General features: G+C 60.4%; 14 protein-coding genes. 2 read left to right on the top strand and 12 right to left on the bottom strand.

The window, feature by feature from the left end; genetic code table 11:
- Positions 1–261 precede the first annotated feature (261 nt).
- The 6 genes from nifJ to OGM60_01155 all read right to left on the bottom strand — a co-directional run bounded on the left by nifJ (position 262) and on the right by OGM60_01155 (position 9,290).
- A complete protein-coding gene (gene nifJ / locus OGM60_01180) occupies positions 262–3,801 on the bottom strand; it encodes a pyruvate:ferredoxin (flavodoxin) oxidoreductase (GenBank protein ID UYI99434.1) in 3,540 nt (1,179 codons plus the stop codon).
- Between the two features lie 620 nt (positions 3,802–4,421).
- Positions 4,422–5,360: an FHA domain-containing protein gene (locus tag OGM60_01175; protein UYI99433.1), complete on the bottom strand. Its 939-nt coding sequence runs from the start codon at positions 5,358–5,360 to the stop codon at positions 4,422–4,424.
- 3 nt (positions 5,361–5,363) lie between these two features.
- The gene (locus OGM60_01170) at positions 5,364–7,208 is read right to left on the bottom strand and encodes a hypothetical protein (protein UYI99432.1); all 1,845 of its coding nucleotides are present in this window, start codon (positions 7,206–7,208) and stop codon (positions 5,364–5,366) included.
- Entirely contained in the window at positions 7,205–8,110 is a 906-nt protein-coding gene (locus tag OGM60_01165) for a hypothetical protein (protein UYI99431.1), read from the bottom strand. The genes OGM60_01170 and OGM60_01165 overlap by 4 nt, the downstream gene beginning before the upstream one ends.
- Positions 8,111–8,359: 249 nt before the next feature.
- The gene (gene recR, locus OGM60_01160; GenBank protein UYI99430.1) at positions 8,360–8,956 is read right to left on the bottom strand and encodes a recombination mediator RecR; all 597 of its coding nucleotides are present in this window, start codon (positions 8,954–8,956) and stop codon (positions 8,360–8,362) included.
- Between the two features lie 13 nt (positions 8,957–8,969).
- A complete protein-coding gene (locus OGM60_01155) occupies positions 8,970–9,290 on the bottom strand; it encodes a YbaB/EbfC family nucleoid-associated protein (GenBank protein UYI99429.1) in 321 nt (106 codons plus the stop codon).
- Positions 9,291–9,631: 341 nt separating this feature from the next.
- Here OGM60_01155 and OGM60_01150 point away from each other — a divergent pair, with 341 nt between their 5' ends.
- Positions 9,632–10,105, top strand: coding sequence for a hypothetical protein (locus OGM60_01150; GenBank protein UYI99428.1), 474 nt, complete (start codon positions 9,632–9,634; stop codon positions 10,103–10,105).
- A 21-nt stretch (positions 10,106–10,126) separates the two neighbouring features.
- Here the strand turns inward: OGM60_01150 and dnaX are convergent, their stop codons facing one another.
- Positions 10,127–12,610, bottom strand: coding sequence for a DNA polymerase III subunit gamma/tau (gene dnaX / locus OGM60_01145; protein ID UYI99427.1), 2,484 nt, complete (start codon positions 12,608–12,610; stop codon positions 10,127–10,129).
- 115 nt (positions 12,611–12,725) lie between these two features.
- Here dnaX and OGM60_01140 point away from each other — a divergent pair, with 115 nt between their 5' ends.
- Positions 12,726–13,451, top strand: coding sequence for a hypothetical protein (locus tag OGM60_01140; protein ID UYI99426.1), 726 nt, complete (start codon positions 12,726–12,728; stop codon positions 13,449–13,451).
- 74 nt (positions 13,452–13,525) lie between these two features.
- Here OGM60_01140 and OGM60_01135 read toward each other — a convergent pair whose 3' ends face one another.
- The 5 genes from OGM60_01135 to OGM60_01115 form a co-directional block, all read right to left on the bottom strand.
- Complete coding sequence (locus OGM60_01135; protein ID UYI99425.1) at positions 13,526–14,185, bottom strand: DUF5028 domain-containing protein; 660 nt, start codon at positions 14,183–14,185, stop codon at positions 13,526–13,528.
- A 5-nt stretch (positions 14,186–14,190) separates the two neighbouring features.
- A complete protein-coding gene (locus OGM60_01130; GenBank protein UYI99424.1) occupies positions 14,191–14,835 on the bottom strand; it encodes an ATP-binding cassette domain-containing protein in 645 nt (214 codons plus the stop codon).
- Positions 14,832–15,629 carry a DUF2705 family protein gene (locus tag OGM60_01125; protein UYI99423.1) on the bottom strand — a complete coding sequence of 266 codons (798 nt, stop codon included), beginning with the start codon at positions 15,627–15,629 and terminating at the stop codon, positions 14,832–14,834. Before OGM60_01125 ends, OGM60_01130 begins: the two co-directional genes overlap by 4 nt.
- Before the next feature lie 38 nt (positions 15,630–15,667).
- Entirely contained in the window at positions 15,668–16,549 is an 882-nt protein-coding gene (locus OGM60_01120) for a hypothetical protein (protein ID UYI99422.1), read from the bottom strand.
- Positions 16,550–17,225: 676 nt separating this feature from the next.
- Positions 17,226–19,367, bottom strand: a complete 2,142-nt coding sequence (locus tag OGM60_01115) for a LuxR C-terminal-related transcriptional regulator (protein UYI99421.1) — start codon at positions 19,365–19,367, stop codon at positions 17,226–17,228.
- Between the last annotated feature and the right edge of the window lie 6 nt (positions 19,368–19,373).

The raw sequence follows: 19,373 nt of genomic DNA, 5'->3' as shown, positions 1-19,373 counted from the left end.
TCAGCTAGCCCTCCATGCCCAAAGTGGCGCGTGGTTTCGCGGCCACGCCGCGAAACAGCGACCGGGACAAGGCACCCCCACAGCCACGTCCTTCATTCAGCCCCACAATCCGAGGACGTAGTCGTAGCAGGATCTGAGGGCTGACCTTCGCGGACACTCCGCAGGACGAAAGAACCCCCGCCGCACGTAGTGCGCAGCGGGGGTTCTTTCATGTCCGAGGACGTCCGCGAAGGTCAGCCCTCAGATCCTGCGGTGGGAGACCTAGGCCTCGTTGTACACCGTCTTGAGCTTCAGCAGGTGAGCGTAGCGGTCCATGGCGGCCTGCTCGTTCTCCTTGAAGAGCTCCTCGGCACGCTCGGGGAAGGAACGCGTCAGCGAAGCGTAACGGGCCTCGTTCATCAGGAACTCCTGATAACCGCCCGCGGGCTCCTTGGAATCGAGCGAGAACTTCTTGCCGGCAGCAGCCTCGGGGTTGAAGCGGAAGAGGTTCCAGTAACCGCACTCGACAGCCTTCTTCATCTCGGCCTGGCAGTTCTGCATGCCGCCCTTCTTGATGGAGTGCATCTCGCAGGGGCTGTAGCCGATGATGAGGGACGGGCCGTCGTAGGCCTCGGCCTCGTGGATAGCCTTGAGGGTCTGAGCCGGGTTGGCGCCCATGGCGACCTGCGCCACGTAGACGTAGCCGTAGCTCATGGCAATTTCGGCCAGAGACTTCTTCTTGGTCACCTTACCGGCAGCGGCGAACTGAGCGACCTGGCCCAGGTTCGAGGCCTTGGAGGCCTGACCGCCGGTGTTGGAGTAAACCTCGGTGTCGAAGACGAAGACGTTGACATTGTGGCCGGAAGCCAGGACGTGGTCCAGGCCACCGAAGCCGATGTCGTAGGCCCAACCGTCGCCACCGAAGATCCAGAAGGACTTCTTGGTGAGGTAAGCCTTGTCGGCGAGGATCGCCTTGGAAGCGTCGCAGCCGCACTTCTCGAGCTCGGCAACGTAGGCAGCGGCAGCGGTCTTGGAAGCCTCGACATCGCTGACGGAGTCGATCCAAGCCTGGCCAGCGGCCTTGAGCTCGTCGGACGGACCGTCAGCGGCAATAATCTCCTGGGTGGCGGCGATCAGCTTGCGCTGAACGGCCTCGTAGCCAACGGCCATGCCCAGACCGTGCTCGGCATTGTCCTCGAACAGGGAGTTGTTCCACGCCGGGCCGTGACCGTCCTTGTCCTTGCAGTAAGGAGCGGTGGCAGCGGGGTTGCCCCAAATGGAGGAGCAGCCAGTGGCGTTGGAGATGAACATGCGGTCGCCGGCGACCTGGGTCACCAGACGTGCATAGGCGGTCTCGGCGCAGCCGGCGCAGGAGCCAGAGAACTCCAGGTAGGGCTGCTTGAACTGGCTGCCCTTAACGTTGGCCGCGATGAGCTCCTTCTTCTCGGAGACGTTCTCGACCATGTAGTCCCAAACGGGCTGCTGGTCCATCTCCTGCTCGGTGGGAACCATCTCGAGGGCGCCCTTGGGACAGACCTTGACGCAGTTGGTGCAGCCCATGCAGTCGAGCGGGGACACGGCCATGGCGAACTTCATACCCTTGGCCTTGGGGCCCATAGCGTCGAGCGTGCGGGTAGCCTCGGGCGCGGCGGCAGCCTCGTCCTCGGTCATCGCGAACGGACGGATGGTGGCATGCGGGCACACATAGGCGCACTGGTTGCACTGGATGCACTTGGTCTCGTCCCAGTGGGGAACGACCACGGCGACGCCGCGCTTCTCGTATGCGGAGGCGCCCAGCTCAAACTGGCCGTCGGCGCAATCGACAAAGGCGGAAACGGGCAGGCTGTCGCCATCCATGCGATCGATGGGCTCGAGCAGGTTCTTGACCTGCTGGGCGATGGCGGACTTGGTCTCCTCGGAGAGCTCGACGGGAGCGGCATCCTCGGCGGTTGCCCAGTCGGCCGGAACCTCGAACTTACGGAAGGCGGTAGCGCCGGCATCGATGGCCTTGTGGTTGGCGTCGACGATGGCCTGGCCCTTCTTCATGTAGGACTTGGTAGCCGCGTCCTTCATGTACTGCAGAGCGTCCTCGGCGGGCAGGACCTTGGCCAGCGCGAAGAAGGCGGACTGGAGCACCGTGTTGGTGCGCTTGCCCATGCCGACCTTGGCGGCCAGGTCGATAGCGTCGATCAGGTAGACGTTGACGTTGTTGTTGGCGATGTAGCGCTTGGCCACGGCGGGCATGTGCTCGGCGAACTCCTCGTCGCTCCACTGGCAGTTGACCAGGAAGGTGCCGCCCGGCTTGACGTCGCGGACCATCTTGAAGCCCTTGACGATGTAGCTGGGGTTGTGGCAAGCGACAAAGTCGGCCTTGGTCACGTAGTACGGCGAGCGGATCGGGGAATCACCAAAGCGCAGGTGCGAGACGGTGACGCCGCCGGTCTTCTTGGAGTCGTACTGGAAGTAGGCCTGAACGTACTTGTCGGTGTGGTCGCCGATGATCTTGATCGAGTTCTTGTTGGCGCCGACGGTACCGTCGCCACCCAGACCCCAGAACTTGCACTCGATGGTGCCGGGAGCTGCGGTGTTGGGTGCATCCTCGGCCTCGGGCAGGCTCAGGTTGGTCACGTCATCGACGATGCCGATGGTGAACTCGCGCTTGGGCTCGTCCTTCTTAAGCTCCTCGAAGACAGCGAACGCGGACGCGGGAGGCGTATCCTTGCTGCCCAGGCCGTAACGGCCGCCGACGACCTTGATGCCCGTCTTGCCGGCCTCGTAGAGAGCGGAGACGACGTCCTGGTAGAGCGGCTCGCCGATGGAACCCGGCTCCTTGGTACGGTCCATGACGGCGATCTTCTGGACGGTCTCGGGGAGAACGTCGACGAAGTGCTTGATGGAGAACGGACGGAACAGACGAACCTTGACCAAGCCGACCTTCTCGCCGTGAGCGTTGAGGTAGTCGATGACTTCCTCGAGCACGTCGCAGAAGGAGCCCATGCACACGACGACGCGATCAGCATCGGGAGCGCCGTAGTAGTTGAACAGGCCGTAATCGGTGCCGAGCTTCTCGTTGATCTTCTTCATGTAGCCCTCGACGACGGCGGGAAGCTCGTCGTAGACCTTGTTGCAGGCCTCGCGGTTCTGGAAGAAGATGTCGCCGTTCTCGTGGCTGCCGCGGGTATGCGGGTGCTCAGGGTTGAGCGCGTGATCGCGGAAAGCCTGGACGGCGTCCATGTCGCACATCTCGGCAAGATCCTTGTAGTCCCACATGGCGACCTTCTGGATCTCGTGGCTGGTGCGGAAGCCATCGAAGAAGTTAAGGAACGGGGTCTTGCCCTCGATGGCGGCAAGGTGAGCCACCGGCGAGAGGTCCATGACCTCCTGGACGTTGCCCTCGGCGAGCATGGCGAAGCCGGTCTGACGACAGGCCATGACGTCGGAGTGATCGCCAAAAATGTTCAGGGCGTGGGAAGCGACGCAACGCGCGGAGACGTGGAAGACGCCCGGGAGTTGCTCGCCCGCGATCTTGTACATGTTCGGGATCATCAGGAGCAGACCCTGAGAAGCCGTGTAGGTGGTGGTCAGAGCACCGGCGCCCAGCGAACCGTGAACGGTACCGGCCGCACCTGCCTCGGACTCCATCTCGACGACCTTGACCGGGGTGCCGAAGATGTTCTTGCGACCCTGGGCCGCCCACTGGTCGACATGGTCGGCCATCGGGCTGGACGGCGTAATGGGATAGATTCCCGCTACCTCGGTGTACGCATACGAAACATATGCGGCCGCCTCGTTGCCGTCCATAGACTTAAACTTACGCGCCATATACCCCTCTCCTCTCATATAGGTATACAGGCCCCGGCGATTGCCGGGATATTGGCGTGATGGGATTTACGCTGTTGCTTCCAATCATCTGGCAGGCAGGCTCAGCAGCAGGTACGTGGCGTGGAGAGAAGACATGCCGAGGCGAGGGGCAACTGATGCGCCCCACAGACCCGACCGCCCGTCTTGCACATGACCGAGCGCCGCAAAGGCCGCATGCCGGATGCTCCCGGGCACGCCCCGGCGATGGGAAGCGCCCGCAACGGAAATCCGCATGTGGGCTTATTGTACCCCGCCGCCAAGCCATATTTCGACAAATATAGGTGGGCGGTAAAGGTTTACCTTAGGTGACTGCCAAGGGGCGAGATGGCCCCTCGGACGGAAAAGTCGCAGCCTGCATCGAGAGTGGATAATCTCCCACTTTTTGCCTGTATCTTGACCAAAAGTGGGAGATTATCCACTCTCATGGGTTGTGCGTCCGAAAATCCTCTCTCGTGCGTCCGGAAATCCACTCTCGTTTCTCTATCGCCGACCACACGGCAGTTGCGGTGAAATGGGGACTGTTTTTGCCGGTCGCGGCCTTAAACAGTCCCTATTTCACCGCAACTTATTTAGGAGATGAGTTAGAGAGCGCCGAGGAGGATGGCGTAGGTGGTGGATTCGCCGAGCCTGAGTTCGTCCCCGGGGTTGAGCTGGGCGCAGCGGCCGGGCTCGACCTGAGTGCAGACGTTCGTCGCGCCGTTTACCACCACGGTTCCGTTGGTGGACGACAGGTCCTCGACGTACCAGGCATTTTGGTCATCGCACCACACGTGGGCATGGCGAGCCGAAACGTCATCGCCCACATCGGTGATATCGCCTTCCCCCGTCGCCAGCGCGCCGATCTCCACGCCCTGCTCGCTCGGCTGAATCCAGCGCGGGGCACTTACCACGTAACCGTCTTGCACGCGAAGCAGACCCAGCGGATGCGCAGGCGCCGTCTCGCGCTCGCCCGTGACCGTCGAGGTGCTCAGCGAGCGCGGGGTCGATGTGGCACCGCCGCAAGTCGCGTGCGCATAGTCGATGGCATAGGTCACCGAGGATCGAACATCTGCCGAGCAGCCGACGGCGACAAACAGCACCAGCACGGCCTCGGCACGCTCGGCGGGCATAAGCTCCGCCGCCTGCGACAGACGCTCGGCCGCATTACGGTAGAGGTTCGTATCCTGATGGCATTCCTCGAGCGCCCGCACCATGGGCTCGCCAGCGGGCCCGCACACCATGTTGGTCACCGCCGTGGCATTCATGGGATTGCGGCGACGCAGGGCCAGATGCGACATGATGCGCGCGGCCGAGGTGCCGTAATCGGCAAAATAGCGCTCCTGCAGCGTGCCGACCGGAGCGCGCACGATAAAGCGCGAGACCCAGGAGCGATCGGCGGCGCGGCTCTGGGGGCTGCGGCCATCGGCCAGCGGACGGCTCGAAAGCACCATGCCACACAGCTCGATATGGCTCAGGTGCGCTGCGCGTTTAAAGATGTCGAACATGGCTCCGCACGGGGTGAGCTTGATTTGAGATGCCATGGCCTAGACCTCCTTGGTCGTTGAACTCGTATCGGACGACGTCTCGGTCGCCTCGACAAAGGCGCGAACCGCCGCGGCACCACCGGCAAGCGGCGTCGCCGTCCGGGTTTTTGCGCGCCGCGGCGCCGCGACGGGAAGCTCAAAGGCAAAACCCATCGACAGCAAAAACCATACGAGCGCGTATGTTGCAATTAAGGCGGCAACGAAGCCGCTCGCTACGGCGCGCTGGGAAAACACGGTGCATGCAACCGCGATCAGCACCGGAACCTCGCAGGCAGAAAGCGCCAGTACGCCATGCAGGAACCCCGTGCGACGATCGTGCGCCACGGCGCCGGCGGCAATACCCGCCATGCCCGGCAGCGCCAGCGCGAGCGCGGCAACGATACCCGGCAGCGTACCGGACCACGAAATGCACCCCACGGCAACCGTCGCACGAGCACCAGACGCCAGCAGTGCCGCCGACACCACCACAACGGCCCATACGAGGCCGCAGACAGCCGCAGCGCCGATCATCGCAGCTCGACGGACCACGCGACCGGACGCGTCCATGGGACAGGGCGTGAGCGGCTCGCCGCGGAGCGAGCGGCCGACGTTTTGCGCGTAGTGGTCGCAAAACGTCGTAAGCGCCGCCTCCACCGCGGCGGGCCCGGGACGATCGCCCTGATTACACGACAGGCAGGCCATGACCACGTCGAACAACTGGGCATCGACAAATGACAGCGCGTCGCGCAGCTCCTCGGAGTCCGGCTCGAGCCCCATCTGCTGTGCCTGCTCGGCGGCGGCGAGCGCCACATCGGGCTCACGCCGGAGCAGCTGGGTTAGGTCGCAACCGGGCGCATGGGCGCCAGCGGGATAGTCGGGGCGCGTATCCATCTTGAGACGATAGGGACTGGCAATATCGCGCGTCTTTTTGCGCGAACCCGAGGTGCCCGAAGTGCTCGGCGCCACCTCGTACGGTGCGACGCCGGCGATGAGCTCATAGACCGTGCTCGCCGCGGCATACACGTCGATTGCCGGCGACATGCGCAAAACGCGCAGGTCGGCAATATCGTCGGTGAGCATCTCGGGCGGAGCGTAGGCAACCGTCGCGCGGCGCAACGTGGCGTAGCGCTCTGTAAAGGACTCCTTGCCGCCGGTTCCCGTCACCGCAGAGGCGGGCTCGAGCGCCAACGACGAGCCAAAGTCGATGAGGCACAAATCGAACGTGCCCTCGGCAAGTTGTCGGTCGAGCGGCAGACGCGCCGTGCGAACCATAATATTGGCCGGCGAGATATCGCGATGGACAAAGCCCTCCCCCACCAAGCTCATGCGGCAGAGCAGGTCGAACAGGTCGCGGCCAAGGCGCGCCGCCACGAGCGGCGACAGGCGACCGGCATCGTCCACGGCAAGGCGCGAGCGCAGGCGAGCGAGCGTCTCGCCCTCGACCCATTCCATGACAATCGCAGGCACACCGTCGACCTCGCCCCATCCATACAGGTGGGGAAAGCCTTTAAGGCCCGAAAGGGCGCGATGGCATTCGTATTCCTCGCGAAACGCCGCCTTAAACTTAGCGACCAGCGCCTCATAAGCGGCGTCGTCATCGAACTCGTCGCGCGTCGGCAAGATGAGCTGCTTGAGTGCCACGGCCTCGCCCTGGGCATTGACGGCACGCGTCACGCGGCCGATGCCGCCACGGCGCATGGTGGCGTCATCGGCAAACAGCATCGCAAATCGACGCTGGTAGACGGACAGCTCATCCGGGCTCAGCGCAATAGCAGGCTCAAACCCTCCAACGCGCGCCAGGCGCAGGCCCACCATGAGATCACGGTTGAGCGACTGGGCTGCCGCAGAAGCGAGGTCGTTCGTCATAGGGCGATCGCCGCCACATTGGTATTGAAGTTGTTGAGCGCGACGTTGTCATCGCCGTAATGCCCCACCCATTGGCACAGGTTGGTGTAGCAGCCCCATAGGTTGGCATACTGCCGATACCACTTTGACTGGGGAGAAAACGTTTGCCGGCCAAACTCGGCACGGATGACAAACATATCGTTGGCCAGATTATCGCACGGCCCGGTATCGCCTGTTGCGTTATAGGTCGAGACCGCGCTATTGGCCCGAGAGACATAACCGTCGAGCATGTTGTATTTGGTCACGAGCCAGCTGTGTATGCTTTCCTCCTCGGCAGCCGAAAGGCCGCTGGAGTTTGTATTGCCACCGGTGCTGCTGCCCGCCGAGCTGTTGCTCCCGGACCCGCCGGAGGCGGAGCCCGAACCGGAGCCACCGCTCGAGTTCGACGAATCGGAGCTGGAACCAGACGAACCGGAGCCGCCAGGTTTCCCCAACTGCTGAGTATCCTGGCCCTTTTGCTGCTCGGCCTTGTTTACGACGGCCGAAACACTGTTATCGGAAAGGTGATGGATGATCTTGGTATTGGTGAGCACGATGGTCTTGCCGTTGGCAAGCGCGATTTCGTTGTCCGGCGCCTCGGCGCTGCCCGCGTCGTCGACACCAAAAACGACGTGCGTGACTACGCTCGCCCAGGCGTATCCGGTTGTGGTGCCCAAATCGCTTTTGGCCTTGTGCCCCACGCGCAGCTCGCGCGCGGTACGCGCTTGCACCATAGGTGGCACAGCCAAACCGTAGGCAGAAACGCCGGCAACGACCAGCGCCAGCGAACAGGACAGCAGCACACACGCCCGAGGCGCCAGGCCCAACCGGCGCCGCATACGCACCGCGGCGCCATGCTTTGTCTGAGTGCCCCCGGGCCGCATGCAATCTCCTCCAACAAAAACACGCCGCTCGAAAGCGGCGCATTCATTCAAACCCATAGTTGAGTGTATCAGCGAACACAAAAGGTTGCGCAACGAACGCGCAAATACGGGACACGAACAGGGGCATCCACGCGATAAGCGGATGGAAAGTGCATTTGTTGCACAACAAATGCACAAACATGGGGCCAATTATGGCAACTGCGTGCAACGCGCAGGGAAACGCGAGGTCGATGGGCCGATATCTAGATCCTAGATCGCGCGGCGGGCCTCGATAGCGCGGCCGAGCGTGAGCTCGTCGGCATACTCCAGGTCGCCACCCACGGGCAGGCCGCTCGCCAGACGCGACACCTCGACGCCCAGTGGCTTGATGGCGCGAGCAAGGTAGCTCGCCGTGGTCTCGCCCTCGATATTGGGGTTGGTGGCGATAATGACCTCGTGGATATCCTCATGGCCCAGGCGCGCCAGCAACTCGCGGATATGCAGCTGCTCGGGACCGATCTTGTCCATGGGGCTGATCACGCCGCCCAACACATGGTAGAGGCCGTGGTAGCTGCCCGTGCGCTCAATCGCCTGGACGTCGCGCGGCTCGCCAACCACGCAGATGCGGGTGGTATCGCGCATCGGGTCCTGGCAGATGGAGCACTCGTCGGCCGTGGCGTAGTTAAAGCAACGGCTGCAAAAGTGCACCTCCTGCTTGACCTCCAGGATGGCCTCGGCCAGGCGGCGGGCCTCCTCGGCATCGGCCTCGAGCAGGTAATAGGCGATGCGCTGGGCCGACTTGGGACCAATGCCCGGCAGGCGGCCCAGCTCATCGAGCAGTTTTTGCAGACTGTGATTCGCACTCATATATATGCGTGTCTTAGAACGGCATGCCCGGGATGTTGAGGCCGCCGGTGATGGCGCCCATCTGCTTATTGGCGAGCTCGTTGACGCCGCGAACGGCCTCGTTGACGGCAGCCATGATCATGTCCTGCAGCATATCGACGTCCTCGGGATCGAGCGCATCGGGATCAATAGTGAGGTTGACGAGCTCCATCTCGCCGTTAACGGTCACCTTGACCATGCCGCCGCCGGCAGAAGCGTCGACGGTCTGGGACTTGAGGTTCTCCTGCGCGGCGGCAAGCTGCTCCTGCATCTTGCGGGCCTGCTTCATCATCTGCTGCATGTTCATACCGGCCATGATGGCTCCTTTGCGTGCGGCCGCGCAACGAGCTGCAAGGGCAGTCGGGACGCGGCGGGTCTTTCAAACTCAAAAATCGTACCACGGCGCGAGGCAAGCGAGCGGGGCGGTCGTGCTACCTCAGTCGATATACATGCCCTGGAGTGCAAGCCGCGCCCAAAGATTATGCAAAGTTGAATAATTCGCATCTGCATAAATGTCTCAAATTAAATCTAGCAGGGCCGGAACCCGGCATTTTCTGCATCCAGCTAGATAGCAAAATGCTAAACCGCCGCTCGAGGTGGCGCTCATGACGGCATGGTAAAATTTGATTGTCAAAGATCGCAATTTGGAGGTGCCCCATGAATGCCCCCGACGCGCTCCAAAACATCCGCTCAAAACACCCCGTTGCATATGTGGTTCTCTATCTCTTTGTCGGCTGGGCATTGCTGGTTGTCATCACCCATGCCATAGCCTTTGGAGCAGAACTGCTGATAGCCAGCTCGGACCAGCCCGTCGTCAAATGGGAAGCGGCCGATGAGTGCACCGACGGAACCCGAACCATTTACTACAACAGCCCGTCCCTCTACCAAGAGTTCAAGGTCAAGATAAAGGACTCCAAGATTGTCGATGCCGAACTGGGCTCTTTATTTACAATCGGAGCAACCGTCAACGCCGAGCAAGTCGAGTACACGGACAGCCATGCGACATATCGTATCGACCTCAGCATCCTAGGCCGACCGTCACGTGCCTGTCTGCTCGAATGCGATATACGCGGCACCACACTACACATGTCCGAAATACAGATGCGCCCGGACAAAGAGATCTCTTCTTGAGCAGCGTACCCGCCCGCACGGTTACTCCACCGGTTTGAAGATGGTGGCCTGGCCAAAGACGCTGCGGATGAGGGCTTTGGCCTCGTCCTCGGTCTGCGGGATGCTCGGGGCTGCGCCCTGGTGGCCGAAGGGACTGCCGGCGCCGGGGTTGGACTCCCAAGGGGCAGCGGGGGCGTCATCGCTTGCGAGAGCGGACGTCGCAGCTGCGGGAGCCGCGGCTGAGGCGGCAGGGCTGGGCGCAGGCACCGCGGCAGGCACGTCGAACGGAGGAAGATCCTCCCCGCCCGCATCGCCGGCAAAGCCACCGACCATGGCGTCGTCGTAGGGCACCTGCTCGGATTCCCAAGGCGCAGCCTGCGCAGACGGCTGAGCCTTGGGAGCGGACGCGCGCTTGGGCGCTCGGGGCGCGGGCTCGGTCGGGAGCTTGCCCGTGGCAGGAGCACCGGCAGGGTTGTCGGAGCGCAGCCAGGGGGCCTTAGCCAGGTCGGATGACTTGGGTGCGGGTGTGGCAGCGGGCTTGGGCGCGGGGGTCGGAGCAGCCGGTTTGGGCGCAGCAGGTTCAGGCGCCGACGGAGTCGGTGCCGCTACCGGTGCCGCTTTTGGCTGCGTCGCGCTGGCGCTCGAGGATGCAGGGACCGCCGAGGACACGGGTTGCGGGTCCGCAGATGCCGCAGCCCGTGCAGATGGAGAATGCTCCTCATGTTGAGGAGCCGGCGTGCCACCCCCATCCAGGACATAGTCGACGGTGCGACGACCGAAGACTGCACTGACTGTCGGCAAAAACACCGCCTGTGTATCAGCACGCCCGAGCATCTTGATAGCAAATGCCGTAGGGAACGAGACCGTGAGCTTAGAACCATCGTCTGCCGTAGCGCGGGCGTTCAACAGGAGAGCCGCATAAGAAGGTTGTTGGGCCTTGACGCGCTCGACGACCTCGGCCCATTTGCGCTGGAGCTCGCCGGCATCCTCGACCGCGGGGGTCTCGGCGGCGCCGGCGGCAGCAACCTGGGCGGCGCTGTTGGGCTTGAACACCGGCACGGTCGATGCCGCAGGCGCGGGAGCCGCAACGGGTTGAGGTGCAGGCGTTACAGGTTTGGGCGCCGACGCAGGAACCGCGGACTTGGGCGCAGACTGGGCCGCCGGAACAGCAGTGCCGCGGTCCCAAGGCATGCCACCCTGATGCGCGGACGTAGCAGCGGGGGCGGCAGTCGCCGCGGGAGTAGCGGCTCGGGCACCCGAAATCAGCGTCGGCTGCTGGGCAGCAGCGGGTGCGGATGCAGCAGGCGCACTCGTTTGAGCAGCAGCCACACCCGCCGGCACCGCGGCGTTGGCGACCATGGCCTCCAAGCGTGCCACGCGCTCGGCCAGGGCCTCAATGGTCAGATCGGCCTCGGGACGTGCCAGGCGCGTGCAGGCGATCTCGAGCACCAGGCGCACGTCGCTCGCGCCCCTCATCTCCAGCGCGGCATCGTCAAGCACCGTCAGCACGCGGGCCAGGCGGTCGGCCGGATGCTCGCCAAAGGCAGCGGCCTCGGCAGCAAGCGCCTCGGCCTGCTCGATCCCGCCCTCAAACAGCTCGGCACGGGCACCGGCAACGCAGGCCACATACACGTCGCGCACATGCGCCACCAGGTCGCGCGTCAGCTCAAGCAGGTCATTGCCCTCCTCGACCTGTGCGCGAATGAGCCCATAGAGCTCAGCAATATCACGCTCGGCGATGGCGCGCGCAAACTCGCCCAGAATCTGGTCCGAAACTTCGCCCAAAAGCGAGCGGGCATCGTCCGCGTGCACGGTACCGTTGCCGAAGACGCTCAGCTGCTCCAGCGTGGAGAGCGCGTCGCGCATGCCGCCCTTGGCATGACGCGCCACGATAGCCAGCGCCTCGTCGTCGTAATCGAAGTCCTCCTGCTCGCACACGTAGGACAGGCGATGCTCAATATCCTCGTTGCCGATGCGATGAAAATCGAAGCGCTGGCAGCGCGAGAGGATGGTCTCCAGAATCTTTTGCGGGTCGGTGGTGCACAGCACGAAGATCACGTGTGCCGGCGGCTCCTCGAGCGTCTTGAGCAGCGCGTTGAACGCCGCCGTCGTGAGCATGTGAACCTCGTCGATGATATAGATCTTGTACTTGCCGCGCACCGGGGCAAAGTTGACGGAGTTGATGATCTCCTCGCGCACATTGTCCACGCCCGTGCGGCTTGCGGCATCGAGCTCGTAGACATCGGGGTGGTTGCCCTCGGCGATGAGCTCGCACTCCTCACAGGTGCCGTCGGGCATGCACCCGCTTGCGCCCTCGGCGCGCGCTGCCTCGGCATTACGGCACAGCAGCGCCTTGGCAAGGATGCGCGCCATGGTGGTCTTGCCCGTGCCGCGCGGTCCGCAGAACAGGTATGCGTGGGACAGGCGCCCCTCGGTGATGGCGTGCTCGAGCGTCGAGACGATATGCTGCTGGCCCACCACGGAGTCGAAGGTGAGCGGGCGATACTTTCGGTACAACGATTCCATGGGTGCTCCCCCGGGTATACTGAGTCTTGTTGCCGCGACGGCCATGCGGTCGCACGGCATACTGCATTCATAATAACCCGTACGGCGAGCCCGCCGCGATAGGAGTCCAAAGAGCATGGCAGACGCAGAGAGCAACCTCGTCCCCTCCGAAGCAGCCGACCAGGTCGAGGTCGCGCTCGAGGAGCAGGCCGCAGCCGACGACGGCATCCTGTACCTCAACGAGTACCAGTACGAAAACGACCTGGTCACCGACTTCGCCCGCCTGGTCGCCTCGCCCAGGCGTCGCGGTTCGCTGTATGTCGCCGCGGCAATTGCCGCGCTGATCGGCATTGGCATGCTGGTGGCCGGCGGTAACTGGATCAAGTTTGGCGTCGTCCTGATCGTATTCGGCGCCTTTTTGGCCTGGTGGAGCAAAAACCTGCACCACACGCTCGCCCGTGACTTTATCGACGCCGTCGAGGCCGACGAGTCCATGGGTGGCCGCTATCGCCGCGTCGCTGCCAACGAGGACGGCCTGATGGTTTGGGGCAAGAGCGGCAAGTCGCAGTTCTTCCCGTTTGAGAAGCTCGACCACGTACTCGACGGCGAGCGCATCTTTGTAGCCATGTTCGCCGACCAGGGCGTGACTATCCCTAAGGACACCTTTATCCGCGGCGATGCCGAGCAGTTTGGCCCCTTCCTTAAGGCGCGCATCAACAAAAAGCTCCGCATCGAGACCAAGAAGAAGAAAATGAAGGCCGAGAAGGCTGCCGCCGAGGCCAAGCGGGGCGACAAGGCCGACAAGCCCCAGGACAACAAGGGCAAGCAGCGCAAGCAGAAGAAGAGCAAGAAGAAGCGCTAGGGCCGAGCGCCACTGCGAAGGGAATCTCATCCCGCTTCAGCGTAGGATGAGGCTCCCCCAACAGGGCCTTCGAGCTATTTAACTTCAAACCTGAAGAGCCTTCGCTCCGGCAGATCGGTCATCTTCATCGTATAGGTCCCGGGAAACGCTTTCTCAAAACGGACGGTCTCGTAACCTTCGAAATAGTCGTTGGTGTTTTGCATCATAAATGGGACGAGCAACTCGTTTTCTGCCCCAACCTCCACGGCAAACGCAGCAGAGCCGCCAAGGACCGGCATGGCTTGCGTTATCAGATCGGTATTGACTACAAAATCATAGTTTGGCGCAGACTCCGGAACCAGATGCCAAACATACGCTTTGATTCCACCGTCGATATTATCCCTATTTCTGACACGCATCTTTACGGCGATAACGCACGTGATGTCGGCATCCTTCAGTCTCGTTTTCGTATCCACGGTGCCATATTTTGAATAATCGTCATGCGCTCGTTTGAGATACTCGCGCGGCGTGAGTAGTTCTGCTCCATCTATGCAAAACGAATACCCATCAGTCACCACATCCTTCGATCCCAGAAACGCTCCATCCATCGAGAGCCATTCGCCCTCCGCGTAATATTTCTCAGGAATGACTGTCCGATTCCTGTTAACGACGCTCACCCTCATGCCCGCAAGGCCGGTAGCAGCACAGCAAAAAAGCGCGAGCGCCGATCTTCTCGTCCACAGGGTCTTCTTCATCGCGCTCACGACCTTTCCCGAACTTCCACAACGGCACCGTCGCGCATGCAGTAAACCCGATCGGCCAGCTCCTCGAGCACCTCTCCGTCATGGCTAGACAGAAGAACCTCGCGACCCGTTGATGCCGCCATCGCCACAACACGCTTGAGCATTTCAACGCCCGCTTCGTCGAGGGCATTTGTTGGTTCATCGAGAACAAGCAGCTTCGGCTTTTCCATAATCGCCGCAGCTATCCCCAGACGCTGCTTCATCCCAAGCGAGTATGCTCGGAACTTCTTTTTTTCGTCTGCATCGAGCCCCACGAGCCGCAGGGCGGAGCGAATGTCCTCGGGGGTGGCAACGCCCTTGATTTGAGCTATGAGTTCCAGATTGTCGTAGCCAGACAGATATCCTAAAAAGGAAGGAGCCTCTATCAACATCCCAAGACTCGGCGGAAACGAGATATCAGCCCCAAGTCTTTGACCATCGATAATGATTTCGCCCTCGGTGGGTCTAATCAATCCGCAGACCGCTCGCATAAGCATGGTCTTGCCCGAACCGTTTATCCCCTGAAGCCCGACCACAGTCCCAGGGTCAACCTCGATAGACACGTTGCGCAGGACATCGTTTTTGCCCATGCGCTTCGATACGTCCCTAACGATCACGCTCATATCTTGTCCCTCTTTTCGATAAGGTCGGCCTTTCGAAACCACAGTCCACCCAACGATAGACATAACGACATAATCACAATTGAAAACAAGCCACTCGAGCCCGTCGCAATTCCTTCTTTGACGATTCCACCCCAGCGCAACAGCATCAAGGCATTTCCCAGCAGCGCCCAATGCCGCGCATATGCCGAACAGATCAGGTAGCTCATTACAACCGCAAATGAGGCTGACGGCCCAAGCACAAACCCAACCGCTGCCTGTGCAAACGCAAGCGCCTCAAAAGCAAAAAAGAGACCTATGAAAAACGGCAGCGCATCCGCCTCGCCCACTTTGAGAAACCACGGCGCCAAATTAGCCAACTGAAGCGACTCGCCATGGATGACCGCGCTGAACGAGGCGCTCACCATCAAGCTCCAAATCACAACAGAGCAAACCACCACAAGCAGCGAAAATGCTGTTATCGCCGCCACTGAGATAAAACGCGAGACCCACCAAAGGGTTCTCGCCCGGCATCGGACAAGCGTTTGCAAACCAAACCCGTGCAACGATTCGGCGGGATAATCGAGTGTTGTATAGAGAATAAGCAGAATGAGAAATAGCCATCCTAGCGGAGGCACAAACATGACCCCGGGCCTAGGCTCAAACGGAGCAGATCCGGCAAACACGAGCGCAAGATTGTCCGCAAACCCCAAGGTATCCGTCCTGACCCCATACACAGAAGACAATCCGTAGGCGTACACCAGGTTCGCAACGGTCACTGCTGCAATCGCAATAAAGGTAATGATGTTCTTCTTCAAAACGGTCCTCAGGTCCGCGGCGACCAGCCTAAACAGCATCAGACCATCTCCCGCCTTTTCCACGCCCCAGAAAAAGCCAACGAAGCAAGGGTCAATAATATGATTTCCGCAAAACCGGCTCGAATGTCTGGCCAGTTATTCAGCGATTCCGACCTGATGCTGTTGAGGATATTGCAGTTAAACCCCACGCAAGCCATTACGCCGAAGATCCAGCCATTTGCAAAATGCCACGCAACCATTAGCAGATACGGGACAATTATCGCTTTGATTCTGCTACGAAACAAAATTGAGAAGCCAGTTACAGCCATGGATAAAGTCCCGAGCGTGACCGCATCGAACAGCGTGTATGCAAGCACATATAACAAAGGATGTGAATAAAATAGACCGGAGAAATAGCTATGTAGGTAAAGCCCTACGTAGGTCGACTCATCGACCCGAGGAAGATACGCAGGAAAAAGCATCGAGACAATCAGGAAATTGACGAGCAGAGGAATGGCAGTCACTGTAAACGCGGAGAGGAAAGCAGACAGCACCTTTACGTTCACGTATGCCTTTCTGGAAACGCGCGTGCATATCTGCATGTCATAACCACTCAAACGCTCAAAGAGGCACGACCAAGATCCGGCCAACATTGCAAGCAGGGGCAGTGCATAGAAAAACACCGACGCAGACAGTGGCGCGTTCGCGCTCACAACAATCCAGTTACCGAAGCTGCTTTCACGTGTTTGACCGAGATAGTTTTTGGCTTGCATGCCAACGCCGTAACCAAAAGAAAGAAGGTTGTGACGTTCTTTTTCCAAATTTGCCCACGGCTCCAGCGCAGCAGCTATTGCAACTGCGACTGCAATCAAGAGAGCAAAGATAAAAGCTGGGCGTCTTATCGTTTTCGACAGCTCATATCTTACGAGCCTTTGGTTCATACGTCCTCCTCCCCCTTCCGACCCAGAAAGCCGGAAGGGAGCCATTTAAAACAACTATGCGGGAAGCTTGCGGAAATGCCCGACGCAGTCGGGGCTCCATACACCAATAACAGTGCCGTAGCCAGACTCCGCCCATGCAGTCAGTCGCGCCGCAGATCGCCCGTTCTCACGGACGAGGTTATACATTTCCCACTGTCCCTTGTGATTCGAACGATACGTTCCCTGAGTACAATTCATGCTGCCGCTACCGCTTGTGTTATACGCACCGTCTGTATATAACCGAAGCGGATTTCCCGTATAACCTTGGATATCCAGATAGAGCGATGAGGAATCATCCTTTTGACGGTAGCCAGTTGCACTCGTCCCGGCACATTGAAAACTAAATGCCCTATCGGCATTGTTCGTACAGGTCGTAATTCCCGTATCGGCGTTTTGAGTAATGCTAGAAACCTGAGAGGTGTCAAACTCCTCTTGCGCGAACGATGCAGCGGGAACCCCTAGGGACAGACCCGCAGCAATCGCCAACCCGACTCCGATTCGAGTAATAGCGCTCCTTGGCTTAATCATGGCCTTCTCCAATCAAAAGCGGCTAACAATGCGTCGACGCACAGCAACCTTTGCATGAATGGAGAAAGATGTCTGTAAACACTCGCTATTGAGTTGATAATCCAGGCGTTTACACGTTATCTACCTGCGATAACAATGAAATAAGCTCTGCTTTGTTCTTGATCTTCAACTGGCGATAGGACGCGGATCGCAGCGCTTGCACCGTAGATGCAGCGTAACCGACATCCTGCGCAATGGTCTTTGTCGTTGTGCCCTCTGCCGTCATCAACAATATTCGGGCCTGAACATCGGACAGGGCGCGCGACGTAAGCAGAGCCAGCCGGCGCACGTGAGCTGCTTCGGTGGACCCGTTCGCACGGTACTTCAAGACGGCCTTCTCGTCCTCAACCGAGCGTACGAGCACGATGTGCGTAACGAGCATGGGCACAGACCAGCAAACAATCACCGTTGCCACGACGACATTGACGGCCGAACTTTGCCCCAGCAACGACGCAAGGAACAGAGGCTCGAAAACCGTCAGATCCTGCACCATGTTGAGCAAGACAACCCAGACAGGAGCCGCCGCCCCAAAGCAAAGCATCCATATCCCAAGCATTTTGCGCTGCGGGCAGCTACGCAGCACTATGTATGTGAGCAACATCCCCGTCAGCACCGCGAACCCATGGATTCGCCCCCTAGTGGCCGCATGGATTAAAGTAGCCGCACCTATTGACACCAACGGCACGATAGCCCGGACACGGGCATGCACCTTAAACGGACGCAGCCCAACAGCGAGCGAGACCGTAGATGCCACGCCGCACAGCAGGACCGGCGCAGCCATCAACGGATCGCATATACACCTCCATGCCGCAATATAGACAAAAGACCATTCCACGGCAGACAGCACCGCCCATACGCACGGGCTTCCGAGCCCAATCGCCCCATCCGTTCTAGTCAGCGCAACTTCACGATTCAGTTTTTCACCCGCGTAGTGCAGCGACAGAAGCAGTCCGAGACCCAATGCATAGCTTGCGAGAGAAAAGGCGACTGCCCGCGAAACACCGGATCCCCAATCGCTATCCGCCATTACCAAGGGGCCCGCCGCAAGGAGGATAAAAAATGTTGTGAGCAGGTATCGAAACAGCCGGCGCGTCCGAACTGATGTCAACATATCACCAGCATGCCGCTGCAGCAGACCAGGCCCTGTAGCATCACCCTCACCCGCAAACAATGCCACGAGCTCGCGTGAGCCCGCAACCGATGCCTTCCCGTATGCTCGGTGAAGCGTTGTTCGCACCGTCGATGGCTTCGTACCCGTCTCCCTGGCAATTTCCGCCGGCGTTTTCCCTTTGAGCAGCAGTCGAACAAACTGCTCTTCTCGAGGCGACAGGGCAGGGGAAAACACCCCCGCATCGAATGGGTCGGACGTGCGAGGGGTATCCGAATTGTTGTCCCGTTTCTCCCTTAGCAATGTGCATACGAAGGCGGCAACAGCAATAGCGGACCCCATCGACAGTGATGCAATGACTGCGGCATCGCTTGCAAAGTATGCCACCTCGACAGCCGGAACAAGGCCAATGGGAACTGCTACAAGCACAGAACGGGCAAACACGTCGCCCTGCCCCCGACCAAAGGCGCGGGGACAGCAAAGCAGCGGGACCGCAGCCAATACGAGATAGACCAGCGGAATTAAAAGCACGAGGCCAATTGATGCGGCCGTTACAGAGGGCATCCCCCATGGCTCGGGAACGACTCTCCATGAAATTCGACAGCAAAACAGCAGGCAAGACAGGACAACTATTGTTTCTGCAAAAAGCGTGCTCTGCGATCGGCGGGTCCCCCTTTCGCCGTCCCGCGCCGCCCCCCGTATCAAAGGAGAGCCCGCCGTATCCCAAATTACATATGAGAGGAGCAACGACCCAGTGAAGCACAAGGCACACGAAACACGATGCAACAACCAGATTGGTGCAAACACGATTGGAATAGAATCTCCGCGAGCATAGAAGACCAAGTCGACCCATTCGGGAACCACCGCAATAGCAGCAAGGAAAACACCGAAGACGCCAAGGCGACCCGGCCGTCTTATTTCTCTCCCCTTGCGGAGCGCAACACCATGACCAAACGCCGCGAGGCATGCGCCAAGGATAACGAGCCAGGTCATTGCACCTGATGCCAAGCCGATTGAAGATGAAAACCGGTGATAAGGGGTAACCGCCATTACGACGAGCGCAATGGCGAAAGCAGATGTGGCAGAACAGCGGGAAAAGAGCATATGACC

This window comes from Coriobacteriaceae bacterium (genome assembly GCA_025757745.1).
Classification (GTDB): Bacteria; Actinomycetota; Coriobacteriia; order Coriobacteriales; family Coriobacteriaceae; genus Collinsella.
The sequence above is the reverse complement of the archived record's forward strand: the minus strand, read 5'-3'. Positions and strand labels throughout refer to the sequence as shown.

Excerpts from the sequence above, each read along its gene's own strand:
- OGM60_01135 (UYI99425.1), bottom strand. The coding sequence starts at position 14,185 with ATGAAGAAGACCCTGTGGACGAGAAGATCGGCGCTCGCGCTTTTTTGC.
- dnaX (UYI99427.1), bottom strand. The coding sequence starts at position 12,610 with ATGGAATCGTTGTACCGAAAGTATCGCCCGCTCACCTTCGACTCCGTG.
- nifJ (UYI99434.1), bottom strand. The coding sequence starts at position 3,801 with ATGGCGCGTAAGTTTAAGTCTATGGACGGCAACGAGGCGGCCGCATAT.
- OGM60_01115 (UYI99421.1), bottom strand. The coding sequence starts at position 19,367 with ATGCTCTTTTCCCGCTGTTCTGCCACATCTGCTTTCGCCATTGCGCTC.
- OGM60_01150 (UYI99428.1), top strand. The coding sequence starts at position 9,632 with ATGAATGCCCCCGACGCGCTCCAAAACATCCGCTCAAAACACCCCGTT.
- OGM60_01120 (UYI99422.1), bottom strand. The coding sequence starts at position 16,549 with ATGAACCAAAGGCTCGTAAGATATGAGCTGTCGAAAACGATAAGACGC.
- OGM60_01155 (UYI99429.1), bottom strand. The coding sequence starts at position 9,290 with ATGGCCGGTATGAACATGCAGCAGATGATGAAGCAGGCCCGCAAGATG.
- OGM60_01140 (UYI99426.1), top strand. The coding sequence starts at position 12,726 with ATGGCAGACGCAGAGAGCAACCTCGTCCCCTCCGAAGCAGCCGACCAG.
- OGM60_01130 (UYI99424.1), bottom strand. The coding sequence starts at position 14,835 with ATGAGCGTGATCGTTAGGGACGTATCGAAGCGCATGGGCAAAAACGAT.
- OGM60_01165 (UYI99431.1), bottom strand. The coding sequence starts at position 8,110 with ATGCGGCCCGGGGGCACTCAGACAAAGCATGGCGCCGCGGTGCGTATG.
- OGM60_01175 (UYI99433.1), bottom strand. The coding sequence starts at position 5,360 with ATGGCATCTCAAATCAAGCTCACCCCGTGCGGAGCCATGTTCGACATC.
- OGM60_01170 (UYI99432.1), bottom strand. The coding sequence starts at position 7,208 with ATGACGAACGACCTCGCTTCTGCGGCAGCCCAGTCGCTCAACCGTGAT.
- recR (UYI99430.1), bottom strand. The coding sequence starts at position 8,956 with ATGAGTGCGAATCACAGTCTGCAAAAACTGCTCGATGAGCTGGGCCGC.